Source organism: Aureivirga sp. CE67, assembly GCF_015767245.1.
GTDB lineage: Bacteria > Bacteroidota > Bacteroidia > Flavobacteriales > Flavobacteriaceae > Aureivirga.
This window is the reverse complement of sequence record NZ_JADOTV010000023.1, coordinates 21,763-37,450: the sequence shown is the minus strand read 5'-3', so window position 1 is coordinate 37,450 and position 15,688 is coordinate 21,763. Positions and strand designations below refer to the sequence as shown.

The window sequence follows — 15,688 nt, the reverse complement described above, 5'->3', positions numbered from 1 at the left end:
CATTTCGATTTAGTCTCTTTTGATTTACTACTTATCCTAATTACAATATTTTACCTTTGATACTTTCTTACATTTGAAAAAGAAGGAACAGACTTAATTTTAGAAACACCTTTTACTTTATAGTAGATTTTTGCTGTTCCCTCTTTTAAAACACACGAAACAATATCTTTATCGATTACATTATTTTCTAATTTTCCACTTATAATCTGAAATTTACCAGAGATTAATGAATCTTGTTGTACTGTATTTCCATTTTGGACTATTTCAAAATGCATTTTCCCACACAATCCTTTTATATTAATTAACACACTATCAAGCATTATTTCACTCTTAGAATCTATATCTATCTCAATTCTCTCATAAGGTTCTACAGATTCCACTCCCGGAAAAACATTCTGATATTCAGCTAGTTCTATTTTAAAACTGCTACAACTGTAAAAAAATACAATAAAAATTAATAACCAACAATTCTTCATTTTTGTTTTTTTATTGAATCACTATTTTTTGAATTTTCTGAGCATTTTCAGATTTAATCTTCACGATATAAACTCCAGTTACAATATTTTTCAAATCAATATTTAAACTGTTTCTATCTACTTTTTGATGGTACACAACTCCACCAATTTGATTGTAAATAATCACCTCTTTATTCCCATTATACTTTTCTGGGAAATCTATTTGAAAAACCCCTTTATTTGGATTTGGATAAAGAGAAAATAAATCCTCTTGATATTCTGGAGAGCTTAAAGGTTCTTCTACTTCAATATCCCAAATTCCTCTTCCAAAAGTTGCAACACGCAATCTGTTTTGTTCTCCATAATACATTTCCATATCATTTACAATTACATTTGGCAGTCCAACTCCGAAAACTTGCCATGTTGGAGAATCATCATTTTGATTTAAATAAAAAACCTTTAAATCACTTCCAACAAAAATTTCACCCTGACTTCCAGTTTTATAAATAACTTTATTCATTGGAATATTTGGTAAATCTCCTGAAATATTCTGCCAAGTATCTCCACAGTTTAAAGATTTATACACTTTAGCTCCATCCGAATATCTACCATAAGTAATGTAAATCTCATCTGGATTTGTGTCGCTAACAGCAATACTTGTGACTGGGTTTATAGAAGGGTGACTTATCGAAGTCCATGTACTTCCTCCGTTTTTAGATTTGTATAAATTAAATCCACTACCTATATAAATTGTATTTGGATCAGAAGGAGAAATTGTTATAACCTTAATGCCAAAAGAAGGAGATGATAAATTAGACCAAGTTGTTCCACTATTTGAAGATTTATAAATATTTGAAAAACCTCCAAAAAGAATCGTAGGCATTGTAGGATGAATTTCTAATGGCCAAACAAAACTATTTCCTGGTGGTGTACTTAAAACTTGTGGAGCTGTTGCCCAAAAATTTGTTGTTCTTTCCACATATCCAAATTGGCTACAAGTCCAAGCAATATTTGAGTTGGAATAATTCCAAACTGCTTCTACTCCATCTGTACCAAAATTTCTATTAATCCAATCTGTACCATTATATTGTGTTACATCATTATCTTGCGCTCCTCCAATTATATAATTTTCATTTTGTGGCGTTACCGCGAGTTTATAATATTGTGTAATCGCCAATCCGCTTGATAAATCTACCCAAGGATCTGAAAGTGTTACATTTCCTTTATTTAACCCTCCATCATTTGCAGAAAAAACAATTGTGTTACTTCCTGGTAAAAATTTTAAATCATGATGGTCTGAATGAACATAAAAAAACGGATCCCCATTTCGCCAATAACCATCTAGATATTTTTCCCAAGTCACACCACAATTTAAAGTCCTGTGACCATTTATTCCTCCAACTAAAATTAAATCTTTATTATCTGGAGCTATCGTTAGTGTTTGATTATAATTCCCTTGAGTATTATAACTTGGAGGTGTACTTACTACAGTCCAAGTTTGTCCTCCATTTTCAGATTTGAAGAAATCATTAGAAGTAATTCCAAAGATAAAGTTTGGATCATCAGCAGTTAAAGCAATATCTAATCTTCCTGCGCCAAAGTCTTGCGTTGATTTATCCCAAGTTTCTCCTGAATCTACTGAAGTATAAAAATCTCCGATATTACTCGTTGCATACATCACAGAATTATCTCCTTCTTTATATAAAATATCATTAAACCCTCCACTCGAAGTTTGTTTTGAAGTCCATGTAACTCCAGCGTCTGTTGATTTGTAAATTGCAGTATTTGTTGTTGCAAAAAGAACATTCGAATCTGTTGGATCAATGATAACATGAGCAATAAAGAAACTTTGTGTTACATCAAAATTTAATCCTGTAAGACTCCAAGTTTCTCCTCCATCTGTAGATTTTATTACCCCAATAGATCTATTTTGTAAACCATCAAAATCTCCTGTTGCAACATAAATAATATTTGAATTATTTGGATCTACACAAATATCTGAAACACCAAGATTTGGTACCTCATCTCCTTTTGGCGCCCAAGTTGTTCCTTGGTCTTCTGACTTCCAGATTCCTCCTCCTGGAGAACCAACCCAAAGTACATTTACATCATTTGGATCAAAAGTAACTACATTCAATCTTCCTAAACCAGCATAAAAACTTGCTTGCGAATTAGGAATTTCACTTGGCCCTAGAGAATTCCAAGTTTTATCTGTATTTCTATCTGTTGTTTGATTTGAATTCTGAACGTAATTTTGCCACTCTTTGTAGTTTTTTAGTGGATTTTCAAAAGTATTTTCATCTCCTAAACGATTTTCCCAAAAATACTTCCATCTTTCATATTGTTTTAATTTTTTAAGTTCTCCTCTTTCTAGATTCTGAACATCATTCATATAATCTGAAAGCTCCGCTTCTGCTTCTTCTTTTATCTCTTGATAATTATATTCTTGAGATATCATTTTTTTTCTCCACTCTTCTTGAGCATAAAAAACTGTTGTAAACAAAAACGCCAATAAAGTAATTTTCTTCATCTCATTATATCCTTTAACATTACATTAAATATAATTATTAAAAAAATCATAACAAACTGAATATTAGTTAATTAACATTTATAAAAAGAAAACTTAATATTCTAAAAACAAAAACATTAGCACAAAAAAAAGCCTTCCATAAAGAAAGCTTTCATTTTATATTTTTAATTCTATTTGACTAAGAATACGATTTCGACTTTATAAAATCTGTGACTAAAAAGCTAATCAATTTCCCTACTTGCATTTCTTGTCCTTTTTCTCCTAAAGCAGGAGCTCCTTCACAAATATGTAAATAAGAAGCATTCGATTGTAGCCCTAAATAAGAAACAAATCTTCTTGCTTTATTCACTGAAAATCCACTTGGACTCATCGCTGAAGATGGGAAACTCTGAATTGCATCTAAATCTATTTCAATTCCAAAAGGTTTTTTCTCAATAAAAATAGTTGCTCTTCTCAACTGCTCATCAAAGAAATTATCTCGTTCTACCTCAATCGATTCAAAAGTAACGTATTTCAGCTTCTTCTTGTTCTTCTTAAAAGTTTTCAACATGGAAGCTGACGTATAGTTTTCATGAATTCCAAACATAAAATAAGTATTCAAAAATCCTTCTTCGAAAGCATAACTAAATCCATTTCCGCTATGTCTTCCTTCCAAACTTCTAAAATCTGTATGTGCATCAAAATTGATAGAATTCACCGCTCTTCCAAAAGCTAAAGCAGTTCCTTTAATACAACCATAGGCATTATTGTGCCCTCCACCAATTACAATTGGAGTTTTTCCAGCATCCGCAATGGCTTTTACAGTTTTTGTCACTTCTTCATCAATAAAAGAAACCAACTCATTTGCTCTTTCAAAATGTTCTTTTTCTGAAAAATCAACTGCATCCATTTCTTCAATTTCTTTAGAAAAATCTAAATGACCAAGAATCAATAATTTTTCAGCTTTATTAAATTTATTATCCTGCGTATTCAATAAAGCTTTCAAAGCTACTTCCCATGCTCCTGTTGCTCCTGGTCTACCATGATTGGCACGAACTCCAATATCTTCTGGAACACCTAAAAGAACAAATTCAGCTGTAGCATTCAACAACGAAGTTTCGATTTCTTCTTTATTTTCTAAAAAGTGAACTTCTTCTCCATATTTTGTTTCTCCTTTTCTTTTTGAAATATAAGAGGCAATTGATTTTTTATTATAAACAACTAATCTTTCCATATTAGATTTTTTTACCATTTATAAATACAGACTCAATACAATTACTACCAAAAGAATAAGGGATAAATCCGTAAGATGGAATTTCTTTTGTAATCATGAAATTCGCTTTCTTTCCAATACAAATACTTCCGTGTGTATCTGAAATTCCCATCGCATAAGCTCCGTTAATTGTTGCTGCATTAATCGCTTCTTCTGGAGTCATTTTCATTTTAATACAAGCGGTTGCAACCACAAAATTCATATTTCCTGAAGGTGTGGAACCTGGATTATAATCTGTTGCTAAAGCTAAAGGCAATCCTGCATCTATCATTTTTCTTGCAGGCGTATAAGGAATACTCAAGAAATAAGAACAAGACGGAAGTCCTACTGGCATTGTTTTACTTCCTTTTAAAATTTTAATATCTTCTTCTCTCATTTCTTCTAAATGATCTACAGAAAGTGCTTCATGCTTCACTCCTGATTGCACTCCACCAATTGCAGTAAATTGATTTACATGAATTTTAGGAATCATACCATATTTTTTTCCAGCTTCTAAAAGTCTATCTGTATCTTCAACTGAAAAATATCCTGTTTCACAGAAAATATCTACAAATTCTGCTAAATTTTCTTCTGCAACTTTTGGTAACATTTCATCGATTACATAATTCATGTAACCTTCTTTGTTTTCCTTATAATTTGCAGGAACCGCATGCGCTCCCAAGAAAGTTGCTTTTATTGGTAAATCGTAAGTTTCTTTTAATCTTTTTATAACTCGAAGCATTTTTAATTCTGCCTCTAAAGTCAATCCGTAACCAGATTTGATTTCTACAGCTCCAGTTCCTAAAGCCATCACTTCTTCTAATCTTTTTCTAGATTGCTCAAATAATTCTTCTTCCGAAATTTCTTGTAATTTCTTTGCAGAATTTAAAATTCCTCCTCCTCTATTTGCTATTTCTTCGTAGCTAAGCCCATTTATTCTATCTACAAATTCTTGTTCTCTATTTCCAGCATAAACAATATGTGTATGACTATCTACCCAAGTTGGTAACACAATTTTTCCTGAAACATCAATTGTTTCATCTGCATTAATTTTTGGTAAATTTTCCATAGAACCAAAATCACGAATTTCCGAATCTTCAATTAAAAGATATGCGTTCTTGATTGTTGGTAATTTTTTCATTTCGGCACCAGAAACCATCATCTTTGGTGCATCTTCCGTTTGTAATAATTCTTTTATGTTTAAAAGTAATGTTGTCATAAACCTAGAATTCTATTTTCAAAAAGTAAAAATACTCTAAAATCAATGAATTCTTCAAAAAAAGAGAAAAAGAAGCCTTTTTTTTCAAAAAAAAATCTACTGCGCAAAAAGACTGCGTTTTAGTGTTTCATATTTGTCTAAAATAAAATGGATAAAATATAAAAAAATGAAACAAAATGGATGAAAACTCTCCAGCAAAAAATAATTATTCGAAAGTTTTAGGAATTCTTATTTCTTGATTTCCGAAAGATGTCAATTATAAAATATCTCTTAGAGCCTGTTTAAATTCAGAAATAAATTTAAATAGGCTCTTATATTAAAATATTTTCTTATCGTAATTATTGAATAAATAGAAGTATTATTGTTAAAGCAATTCCTCCAAAAGCAAAATATAATCCTTTTCGAAAAATTTTAGCTTTAGGTAAATACATCCAAAAAGCAGAAAGAGAAAAGAATAAAAGTGAAAATCCGAAAAATATGTTCAACCAATACAATGGTGTATTCGTTGTTGATTTATGCAATTGATTCAACTTTTTTAATGCAGGAGCTAAATCTTTTTTTGTATAGTTTGCAACTCCTGTTTGCATATTATAAACTCCTTGTTTAAAGTAAATCAGATTCCCTTCAGTTTTCGTAACTTCAAAATCTCTTATACGTAAAGCCTTACCAATTTTTTCATTCTCCAAATCTGGTTTAATTTTTCGTTCAACAGATTGGTCATATTTTAAAAAATCTGTACTTCTGAAAATAAGCACAACTCCACTCAATGCATAGACAGACATAATCCCTGCTAGAAAAAAACCAAGATATCTATGTATTATTCGTACGTAATACGGAACTTTTTTATTCTTACTCATTTTGTTTTACCTCATTATCATATAGATCTAAAATCTATCTGAATCTTTTAAATTTATTACAAAGATTAAACTATTCTATTTAATGCAAAAAAAGAATCCTTTAAACAACCAAAATAAGGCTTCAAACGGCAAAATCAGCTCAATTTAAATTTTATAAAAGCGAGTAAAATTGATATTTTTTTCAAAAAAAATTCTACTGCGCAAAAAGACTGCATACTTAGTATGCATCTTTGTAGTGTAATTATACAAAAGCTATGAAATATAATTACAATCGCTAAAGTGGGAAAGTTGCTAGTCCCAAAAAGGAAAAGTCATGTGTACTATTGTTGAGGCTGAGAATAATAGTACACTAATTTAAAAAATTGAAATCTTATGGCACTACCAAAAAAGAAAGGAATTAGAAAAATTACAATCGATCAAATTACTTATTATTTTAAAATTGATACAGATTATTATTCTTCAAAGTTAAGAGCGAATATCGGTTTGGAAGAAAAACCTAATCGTCGTTTTAGTTTATTTACGGATAATCATCCGATAACTCCGAAAATTATTGCAGAAAGTATATTGCTTATGAATAAGAAAATAAATTGGCAGAAGGAGAATTCAAATTTTTCTTTAGTTCATGAAAATGATCAATTTGTTTTGAATTAAAAATGTGTAAAAAGAAAAAAACATTTTCAGAGTACTTAAACTGAAAATGTTTTTCATTCTAGAAGAGTATAATTATTCAAAATATTTCAAATTAATTTTTCCTTAAATATATTTGAATCATATCTTCAAAATTGTCTACAAAAGTTTCTGGATTTTTCTTTTCTAAAAATAATTTGTCTCCAGAACTGTATTTAGAATAAATTCCTTTATCTCGATCGTATTGAAGTTTTCCTTGTACGAAGATTCTTTCTTCAAACTCTCTTAAAGAATTTCTAGACAAAAAATCTAGTCTTCTTAAAGTGTTTGTGTCTTTGTCTAATTTCAGCCAAAAATCTTCAGAACCTTCATTTCTTTTTTTAACCGCCACAGATAAGTCTTTGATTTCTAGAAAAGAATGTTTTTCAGAGTCTAAAAATGATAGTACATTGTAATTGTTTTTCATAATTTTCGTTTGTTAATTCTCTCAAATTTATACAAAACTAAACACGAAAAAGGCTTTAATTTAACTTTAACATTATAAAAATAATATTAGCATTTTTTTAACATATTTGATTCATTTTCAACACGAAAAACTCTCTCAAAAGTATCTTTTTAAACTCTAAACATCGATAGATTTATCATATGGAATTGATTTCAAAATATGTTGGATTGCTTCTGCTCTAGCAGATGTTTTTTTATTTGCTTTGATGATTTTCCAAGGTAAATTCGTGTTTTTAGTATTCTCAAACATCTTCCTTTTATAATCTGTATATTCATCCCAAAGCTCTTGTGCTTTTTCATCTACAGCAGTCATTTTCCATTGTTTTAAAGGATTATTTCTAATTTCTTCAAAACGTTTTTCTTGCTCTCTTTTCGAAATAGACATATAGATTTTAACCAAACGAATTCCGGATTGTACAATCATTCGTTCAAAATCATTCACCTGAGACATGAAAATTTTATATTCTTCTTGCGTACAAAACCCATTTACAGGCTCTACAACTGCACGATTATACCAACTTCTATCAAAAAATACAATCTCTCCAGCTTTTGGAAATTTATTTACATATCGTTGAAAATACCACTGAGATCTTTCGTCTTCGGTAGGTTTTGGTAAAGCTACAATACGTAAATGTCTTGGATTCATTCGTTCTGTAGCTCTTCGAATTGCTCCTCCTTTTCCAGCTGCATCTCTTCCTTCAAAAATGATGATAATTCGCTCTTCGTTTTGAATTGCCCAAGTTTGAAGTTTAATCAACTCGACTTGCAATTTTTTCAATTGCTTTTCATAATCGTAATAACGAATCGCCTTCTGAAGATTATACGATTTTCCATTATACAAAGCCAACAAACCTCTTTTTGAGTTTAGCTTTTTTAAATCAGAATCAGATAAATGAAATTTTTCCATGATAAATTAGTCAAGTTGTTTAGATGAACGGAAATAACGCATTACAACATTCGGGTCTGGAGCAAGGTTGATGTCTGCATCTCTTTTTCCATCATAATCAAACTGCGAAAGTACATAACGAATACTTTCCAATCTGGCCGTTTGTTTGTCATTTGTTTTTACAATAATCCAAGGACTATAAGTTGTATGTGTCTTACTAAACATTTGATTTTTATAGAAAGTATAATCATTCCACAACTCCTGACCTCTTTGATCTACCGGACTAAATTTCCAACGTTTCAAAGGATTTTTAAGTCTTGATAAAAATCTTGCTTGTTGTTCTTCTTTCGAAATAGAAAACCAGAATTTAATAATCGTCACACCATCTTCGTATAACATATGCTCAAATTCAGGAACTTGAACCATAAATTTTTTATACTGATTTGATGTACAAAATCCCATTACAGGCTCTACAACTGCACGGTTATACCAACTTCTATCGAAAAAGACAATCTCTCCAGGGTTTGGAAGTTCTTTAATATATCTTCTAAAATACCATTGTCCTTGTTCCTCTTCTGTAGGTTTTGTTAAGGCTACAAGACGCATCGAACGTGGATTTAAATGCTCAGAAAATCTACGGATAGAACCTCCTTTTCCAGCAGCATCACGTCCTTCAAAAATTACGACAACTCTTTTTTTATTTTTAGAAATCCATTGTTGAAGTTTTACCAATTCTATTTGAAGTGATTGTAATTCTTGTTGGTAATCATATTTTGTTTTCACATAAGAAATATCAATACCTTTTTCACGGATAATACCATCCAATTCTTCTATAGAATTAGCTTTTTGGAAATCTTCTTCAGATAATTTATATTGTTTTTTTTCTTCAGTTTTTGGTTTGTTATCGTCCATTATTGATGCTCGTATCTTCTACAGTTACACAGGTGTTAGCATTATTAGATAAATTAAGTTGTGCATCAGATGGAGAAACATATTGTATCCCTAATCCTAGCCCCCTTAATATAAATAATAATCCAACAATAGCAACAAATATAGGGATTGATTTTTGAATTTTATTTCTTAATGAAACTTTTACAAAATTTCCGACATACACAGCAGCAGTCATCAATGGTAAAGTTCCCAATCCAAAAAGCAACATATACAAAGCTCCTTCTAATGTAGATCCCATTGAAATAGAACCAAATACAGCTCCATAAACTAATCCACAAGGTAAGAATCCGTTGAAGAATCCAATCAAAAATATTTTCTTTGCAGATCTTTTTTGAAGGTAAAAACCTAACTTTTCCTTAACCTTGGAGATTAAGAAATAAATTGGTTTTGAAAAATTATATTTATTGAAGATTTTAATTGGTGTAATAGCGATAATGATCATAATCACACCAATCAAAATAGTAAGTCTTTGCTGAAATCCTGCTAAATATAATCCTTTTCCAATTGCACCAAATAGTAATCCGATCAAGCTATATGCTATAAACCTTCCAATATGATAAGACATTGTTTGGAAAAATCCTTTCCATTTATTTTTCTTATCAATTGGTAGCATAAAAGCGATAGGGCCACACATTCCAATACAGTGAAAGCTTCCTAAAAAACCTAAAATTAAAGCAGAGTATAGCATATTAATAGGAAATTTTCTTCTTTAACAAGTATTCTTTTCCATCATAAGTCCAATCCAATTTTATGTCGTATCTTCCCTCAATAAGTTTATCTTTAGGAATAACCAAAGTATGTGACATCAATTTGACTGGTAACTCAAAGTCTAATTTCGCTTCAGCCAATCTTTGAAAAGAAACTTTTCCGTTTATTTTATTTGTATCAAATTCTTGTGGAAAAATTATTTCTACTCCTTTATCTGTAGTAGTTATTTGAATTTTCTCTTTAAGACTATTTGCATTGTTCATCTTATCAATCTCGTTTTGATAATACAATTCTTCTTTGTAATAGTCTTCTGACACTAAATGGTGTTCATATTTATCGTCAAACATTACTCGGTATACAAATGATAAAATAAAGATCATAAATGCAGCCAAAGCTAACGCTATTCCTGTTCCCCAGTTAAACTTCATAGTAGTAGTATTTAGTTTTAATTCTAAAAATAAGAATTTAGTTAGTAATATAAATATGAGATAAAATTAAAGTATCTATCATTATAAAAACATGCATTTTATCATGTTTGAAAAAATAAAAAGGATTTGGATAATTTTTGTGGAAGTATGTTTTTAGAAAATCTCGATTCGAGAGGTATGAAACCTCCCAAACCAAGAAAAAAACATCTATTAAACATATTGTAAATATAGTAATAAAAACAGTAATATAACATGAAAAAATCAAAAAATTATATTTAAAGTTTTGTTACTATTTTGATTTCTTTTTAGGACCTAAGAAAGATGTCTTTGTTGTACTTATTAATTTACCATTTGAATAAATACCCAATTTCAATTTTTCTTTGGCTTTACTAAGATCATTCTTAGCAATATTTACAAATAAAGTACCTTCTTTCAGCTCCTGTTTCGGAACGTTGTAAGTACCTCCAACCATATTTACTGAACCTTCATGATTTTCTAATCTTATAGAAATATTTTCAATATCATGCGTTGTTTTATTTATAAATTTAAATGTATAAACGTTACTTATTGTATCACCTTTTGTTTGAAATAATTGTCCTGGTAGACGTAATACATTCGCTTCTACATCTTTTCTTAAAAACAATAACACAACAAAAATACTTAATAAAACAGAAAGAACAGAAGAATAAGCAATAATTCTTGCATTAAATTTAAATTTCTCTCCTTTAACTATGTTATCTTCAGAAGCATAACGAATCAACCCCGGCTCGAATCCAACTTTAGTCATCACCTCATCACAAGCATCAATACACGCCGTACAGTTTACACATTCTAGCTGAGTACCATTACGAATATCAATACCTGTAGGACAAACGTGTACACACTGTAAACAGTCGATACAATCCCCGTTTCCTAATTCTTTTCGATCTTCTTTTTTTCTGAATTTCTTTCTACCATTCTCTCCTTCTCCTCGTTTGTAATCATAAGCTACATTGATCGATTTATTATCTAATAATACACCTTGCAACCTTCCGTATGGACAAACTACAATACAAACTTGTTCTCGGAACCATGCAAATACAAAGTAAAAAACTAACGTAAATAGAACTAGATTAATAAAAGTACTCAAATGCGCTGTTGGTCCTTCTAAAATATCATGAATCAAAATGTCACCACCAATTAGATAGGCAAGAAAAACGTTTGCGATTATAAAAGATATCAAGAAAAACACAGTCCACTTCAGTCCTTTTTTTCTAATTTTTTCTGCGTTCCATTTTTGTTTACTTAATTTGATTTGCTTGTTTCTATCTCCTTCAATCCAATATTCAATTTTACGGAAAACCATTTCCATAAAAATCGTTTGTGGACAAACCCATCCACAGAAAATCCTTCCAAATACTACAGTAAATAGTGTAATAAATACAATTCCTGCAAGTATGGAGATTACTAATAAATAAAAATCTTGTGGCCAAAATGGAAATCCAAAAATATTGAATTTTCTTTCTAAAACATTAAAAAGTAAAAATTGGTTTCCGTTTATTTTGACAAAAGGTGCAGCTACTAAAAATGCTATCAAGAACCATGATACATAGGTTCTGTAGTTATATAATTTTCCCTTTGGTTTTTTGGGGTGGATATAATTTCTTTTTCCTTCTTCAGTTATTGTTCCAATGGAATCTCTGAATGATTCTTTATCTTGTGCCATAATACTACAAAATATTATGTTTATAAAAAGTACTTCTTTGTAAAGTTAAATTTTAAGTAACACGCAAAATCCTAAAATTTCTACAAATTTTCCTCGCTAATTCCTTTGACTTTGATTTCTCAACTAATTTTCAATTTATTTTCCCTTCCTTAAACCCTTCAACTTTTAAAGATTAAAAAATAAACAGTAACATTCGATAGTTTGTAAGGATAAAAAAAGGCTGCTTTTTGAAAAGAATTTTCATTCCCGTACTTCAAAAACAGCCTCTTTACTACTACTAACTAATTTTTCTATTCATCTCCTCCTGTCCAAACATCACCTTCGGCTTCTTTTGGATTAGCAGGTTTCGTACCTTTTAATGTCAACACGTAACTTGCAACTTGCTGTCTTTGCTCTTGGTCTAGAGAGTTTTTCCAAGCAATCATACCTTTACCTGGTCTACCTCCATTTGTAATAGTGTTGTAAATATTATTGAACCCACCACCTAAAACCCAGTGATTATCCGTTAAGTTTGGTCCAATACCTCCACCACCATCTACAGCGTGACAAGCAGCACAATTTGCGTTAAATATTTTCTTTCCAGCCTCAATATCCTTAGCATCTGTTAGTCTTACAACTTTAAACAAATTAGGATTTGCTTCTTTATAAGCAGCAATTTCTTTCTCTGCTTTTGCCATTTCTTCTTCGAACTCTTTATCTTGATTATAAGCTCCGAAGAAAATAATATTTCCTACATAAAATACACAAATGATTATTGTGATATAGAATCCGTATAGCCACCATGGTGGAAGAACGTTATCTAATTCTTTGATTCCATCATAATCATGATCCAATAGGATCTCATCCTCACGATCTAAATCGTTTGCTTTAGTCATGGCTTTCAAAAACCTTTTCCAAGCAGATGTATTATTAGAGTTACTCATATATTTCGTTAATTTTTTAATTGTCGTCTTCTAAAGGTAAATTACTTAATTCTTGTGTTCTTGTTTTAGGCATTTTATACACCCAAATGAACATTCCTACAAATACAGTAAAGAAAATTACTAATGAAATTATTGGATAAATTTCGATACCGTCAATTGATGTCAAGTTATGTTTGATAAATTTTAACATACTATTCTTCGTTTGCTTTAATATCTGTTCCTAATCTCTGTAAGTATGCAATAAGAGCAACAATCTCTTTATCTTGAATGTTTGCATCCCCATAATTTTCTACGAACTGTGGATCTTGTCTTAAGTTTTCTTCAATCTTCTTAGCCTGATCTTTTAGTAAGTAAATAGCGTTCTCTACTTCAAACTCTGTATAAGGTACTCCTAAATTAACCATTGTTTGCATTTTGTTGTCTGTAGAATAGATATCCATATCATTCTCAGCTAACCATGGGTAACGTGGCATAATTGAACCTGGAGAAGTTGAAGTTGGATCCATCATATGATTGAAGTGCCAGTTATCATTATACTTTCCTCCTAATCTGTGTACATCTGGTCCAGTTCTCTTAGATCCCCATAAGAATGGATAATCATAGATAAACTCTCCTGCTTTAGAATACTCTCCATATCTTTCCACCTCCGAACGGAATGGACGAATCATTTGAGAGTGACAATTGTTACATCCTTCTCTAATATATATATCTCTACCTTGTAATTCTAATGCTGTATAAGGTTTAACATTTTCAATTGTTTGAATATTAGTTTTCACTAATAACATTGGTACAATTTCTACTAAACCTCCAATTAAAATTGCTACAGTAGTTAATATTGTAAATAATACTGTTTTTCTTTCTAACCAAGAGTGTACTTTTTCTCCTTTTGCTCTTCTTCCACTTACTGGTTCTAAAGCTGGAGCTTCTGCTAACTCGTCTTGAACTGCTGATCCTTTTCTTACTGTAGCTACAACGTTCACTACTAACAAAATGAATCCTAACAAGTATAATGTACCTCCGATTGCACGCATTGCATACATTGGGATAATTTGTGTTACAGTTTCTAAGAAGTTACCATAAACTAAAGTTCCATCAGGGTTAAATTGTTTCCACATTGAAGCCTGTGTGAATCCTGCAATATATAATGGAATTGCATAGAATAAGATTCCTAAAGTTCCAATCCAGAAGTGTGTATTTGCTAATTTTTTAGAATATAATTCTGTTTTAAATAATTTCTCTACTAAGAAGTAAACAATCGCTGAAACCATGAAACCATTCCAAGCTAAAGCTCCTACGTGTACGTGACCAACAATCCAGTCTGTATAGTGACCAATTGCATTTAAGTTTTTGAAAGATAACATTGGTCCTTCAAATGTTGCCATACCATATCCAGTAATCGCAACTACGAAGAATTTCAACATTGGGCTATCTTTTACTTTGTCCCAAGCACCTCTCAACGTTAATAATCCGTTGATCATACCTCCCCAAGATGGGAAAATCAACATAATTGAGAATACTGTTCCTAAGTTTTGTGACCACTCAGGTAAAGCTGTATATAATAAGTGGTGAGGTCCAGCCCAGATATAAATGAAAATCAATGACCAGAAGTGAACAATTGATAATTTATAAGAATAAACTGGTCTGTTCGCTGCTTTAGGTACAAAGTAATACATTAATCCTAAGAAAGGTGTTGTTAAGAAGAATGCTACGGCATTATGTCCATACCACCACTGTACTAATGCATCTTGTACTCCTGCATAAACAGAATAACTTTTGAAAGCTGAAGCTGGTATTGCTAAGTTGTTGAAAATATAAAGAACGGCTACTGTAACTAATGTTGCAATGTAGAACCAAATAGCAACATAAATGTGTCTTTGTCTTCTCTTTAAGATAGTACCGATCATGTTGATTCCCATTATTACCCAAATTAAAACAACAGCAACATCAATTGGCCATTCTAACTCTGCATACTCTTTAGAAGAAGTTAATCCTAAAGGAAGTGTAATCGCAGCTGCTACAATAATTAATTGCCATCCCCAGAAATGAATTTTACTCAGAGCATCACTAAACATTCTCGTTTTCAGCAGTCTCTGCATTGAATAATACATTCCTAGAAAGAAACCATTACCAACAAAGGCGAAAATCACGGCATTTGTATGTAAAGGTCTTAATCTTCCAAAACTTAACCACGAAATTCCTCCCGTGATATCTGGAAAGATAAACATAAGAGCTACAATCAGCCCTACCAACATTCCTACTACTCCCCACAATACGGTAGCATATAGAAACATCTTAACAATTTTGTTGTCATAATAAAATTGTTCTTTTTCCATATATAAAATAATTATTAGTTAGTTTTCGTTTTTGAATCTTTTATTTGCTTTTCATCTTTTTCAAGGACAAGTTCGTCATCGAACAGCATTCTCACGGCAGGAGTGTAAGTATCATCATATTGTCCAGATTTTACGGTTTTTATAAAGACTATAAAAAATCCTACTGCGACGACTATACTAACACCGATTGTAATGTATACTACTTCCATAATTTCACTTTTTTCCTTTATTGATACAAATGTAGGTTATCACTGTGGGGTAAAACATGACTTAAATCATGAAATTTATTATTTCAAAAAAAACATTATAATCTTTTTAACATATAAATAAA

At 30.8% G+C, this 15,688-nt stretch carries 16 protein-coding genes; 1 reads left to right on the top strand and 15 read right to left on the bottom strand.

The genetic code is table 11. The features are described 5' to 3' along the window. Nucleotides 1-50 precede the first annotated feature (50 nt). The 5 genes from I0K12_RS18905 to I0K12_RS18885 form a co-directional block, all read right to left on the bottom strand. The gene (locus I0K12_RS18905) at nucleotides 51-476 is read right to left on the bottom strand and encodes a hypothetical protein (RefSeq protein ID WP_196889713.1); all 426 of its coding nucleotides are present in this window, start codon (nucleotides 474-476) and stop codon (nucleotides 51-53) included. A gap of 10 nt (nucleotides 477-486) precedes the next feature. Further along, complete coding sequence (locus I0K12_RS18900; protein ID WP_196889712.1) at nucleotides 487-2,985, bottom strand: VPS10 domain-containing protein; 2,499 nt, start codon at nucleotides 2,983-2,985, stop codon at nucleotides 487-489. Nucleotides 2,986-3,163: 178 nt separating this feature from the next. Then, on the bottom strand, nucleotides 3,164-4,198 hold the full coding sequence (locus tag I0K12_RS18895) for a formimidoylglutamase (RefSeq protein ID WP_196889711.1): 1,035 nt from the start codon (nucleotides 4,196-4,198) through the stop codon (nucleotides 3,164-3,166). A 1-nt stretch (nucleotide 4,199) separates the two neighbouring features. Beyond that, nucleotides 4,200-5,435 carry an imidazolonepropionase gene (gene hutI, locus I0K12_RS18890; protein ID WP_196889710.1) on the bottom strand — a complete coding sequence of 412 codons (1,236 nt, stop codon included), beginning with the start codon at nucleotides 5,433-5,435 and terminating at the stop codon, nucleotides 4,200-4,202. A gap of 338 nt (nucleotides 5,436-5,773) precedes the next feature. Continuing rightward, nucleotides 5,774-6,292 (bottom strand): PepSY domain-containing protein, encoded by a 519-nt coding sequence (locus I0K12_RS18885; protein WP_196889709.1) that lies wholly within the window; start codon nucleotides 6,290-6,292, stop codon nucleotides 5,774-5,776. A 372-nt stretch (nucleotides 6,293-6,664) separates the two neighbouring features. Between I0K12_RS18885 and I0K12_RS18880 the strand changes: the two genes are divergently transcribed. Then, entirely contained in the window at nucleotides 6,665-6,943 is a 279-nt protein-coding gene (locus I0K12_RS18880; RefSeq protein WP_196889708.1) for a hypothetical protein, read from the top strand. A gap of 91 nt (nucleotides 6,944-7,034) precedes the next feature. On the opposite strand, the gene I0K12_RS18875 is transcribed toward I0K12_RS18880, so the two are convergent. From I0K12_RS18875 to ccoS, 10 genes are all read right to left on the bottom strand, one after another. Beyond that, on the bottom strand, nucleotides 7,035-7,385 hold the full coding sequence (locus tag I0K12_RS18875; protein ID WP_196889707.1) for a hypothetical protein: 351 nt from the start codon (nucleotides 7,383-7,385) through the stop codon (nucleotides 7,035-7,037). Nucleotides 7,386-7,541: 156 nt separating this feature from the next. Continuing rightward, entirely contained in the window at nucleotides 7,542-8,330 is a 789-nt protein-coding gene (ppk2, locus tag I0K12_RS18870) for a polyphosphate kinase 2 (RefSeq protein ID WP_196889706.1), read from the bottom strand. Nucleotides 8,331-8,336: 6 nt separating this feature from the next. Further along, a complete protein-coding gene (gene ppk2, locus I0K12_RS18865; RefSeq protein ID WP_196889705.1) occupies nucleotides 8,337-9,221 on the bottom strand; it encodes a polyphosphate kinase 2 in 885 nt (294 codons plus the stop codon). After that, a complete protein-coding gene (locus tag I0K12_RS18860) occupies nucleotides 9,211-9,948 on the bottom strand; it encodes a sulfite exporter TauE/SafE family protein (protein ID WP_196889704.1) in 738 nt (245 codons plus the stop codon). The genes ppk2 (I0K12_RS18865) and I0K12_RS18860 overlap by 11 nt, the downstream gene beginning before the upstream one ends. Before the next feature lies 1 nt (nucleotide 9,949). Beyond that, a complete protein-coding gene (locus tag I0K12_RS18855; RefSeq protein WP_196889703.1) occupies nucleotides 9,950-10,396 on the bottom strand; it encodes a FixH family protein in 447 nt (148 codons plus the stop codon). Nucleotides 10,397-10,685: 289 nt separating this feature from the next. Continuing rightward, nucleotides 10,686-12,101, bottom strand: coding sequence for a cytochrome c oxidase accessory protein CcoG (ccoG, locus tag I0K12_RS18850; RefSeq protein WP_196889702.1), 1,416 nt, complete (start codon nucleotides 12,099-12,101; stop codon nucleotides 10,686-10,688). Nucleotides 12,102-12,391: 290 nt separating this feature from the next. Next, complete coding sequence (locus tag I0K12_RS18845; RefSeq protein ID WP_196889701.1) at nucleotides 12,392-13,024, bottom strand: cbb3-type cytochrome c oxidase N-terminal domain-containing protein; 633 nt, start codon at nucleotides 13,022-13,024, stop codon at nucleotides 12,392-12,394. 16 nt (nucleotides 13,025-13,040) lie between these two features. Further along, nucleotides 13,041-13,214, bottom strand: a complete 174-nt coding sequence (locus I0K12_RS18840) for a cbb3-type cytochrome c oxidase subunit 3 (RefSeq protein WP_196889700.1) — start codon at nucleotides 13,212-13,214, stop codon at nucleotides 13,041-13,043. Nucleotide 13,215: 1 nt separating this feature from the next. Further along, nucleotides 13,216-15,357, bottom strand: a complete 2,142-nt coding sequence (ccoN, locus tag I0K12_RS18835) for a cytochrome-c oxidase, cbb3-type subunit I (protein WP_196889699.1) — start codon at nucleotides 15,355-15,357, stop codon at nucleotides 13,216-13,218. A 14-nt stretch (nucleotides 15,358-15,371) separates the two neighbouring features. Next, nucleotides 15,372-15,566, bottom strand: a complete 195-nt coding sequence (gene ccoS / locus I0K12_RS18830) for a cbb3-type cytochrome oxidase assembly protein CcoS (protein ID WP_196889698.1) — start codon at nucleotides 15,564-15,566, stop codon at nucleotides 15,372-15,374. Between the last annotated feature and the right edge of the window lie 122 nt (nucleotides 15,567-15,688).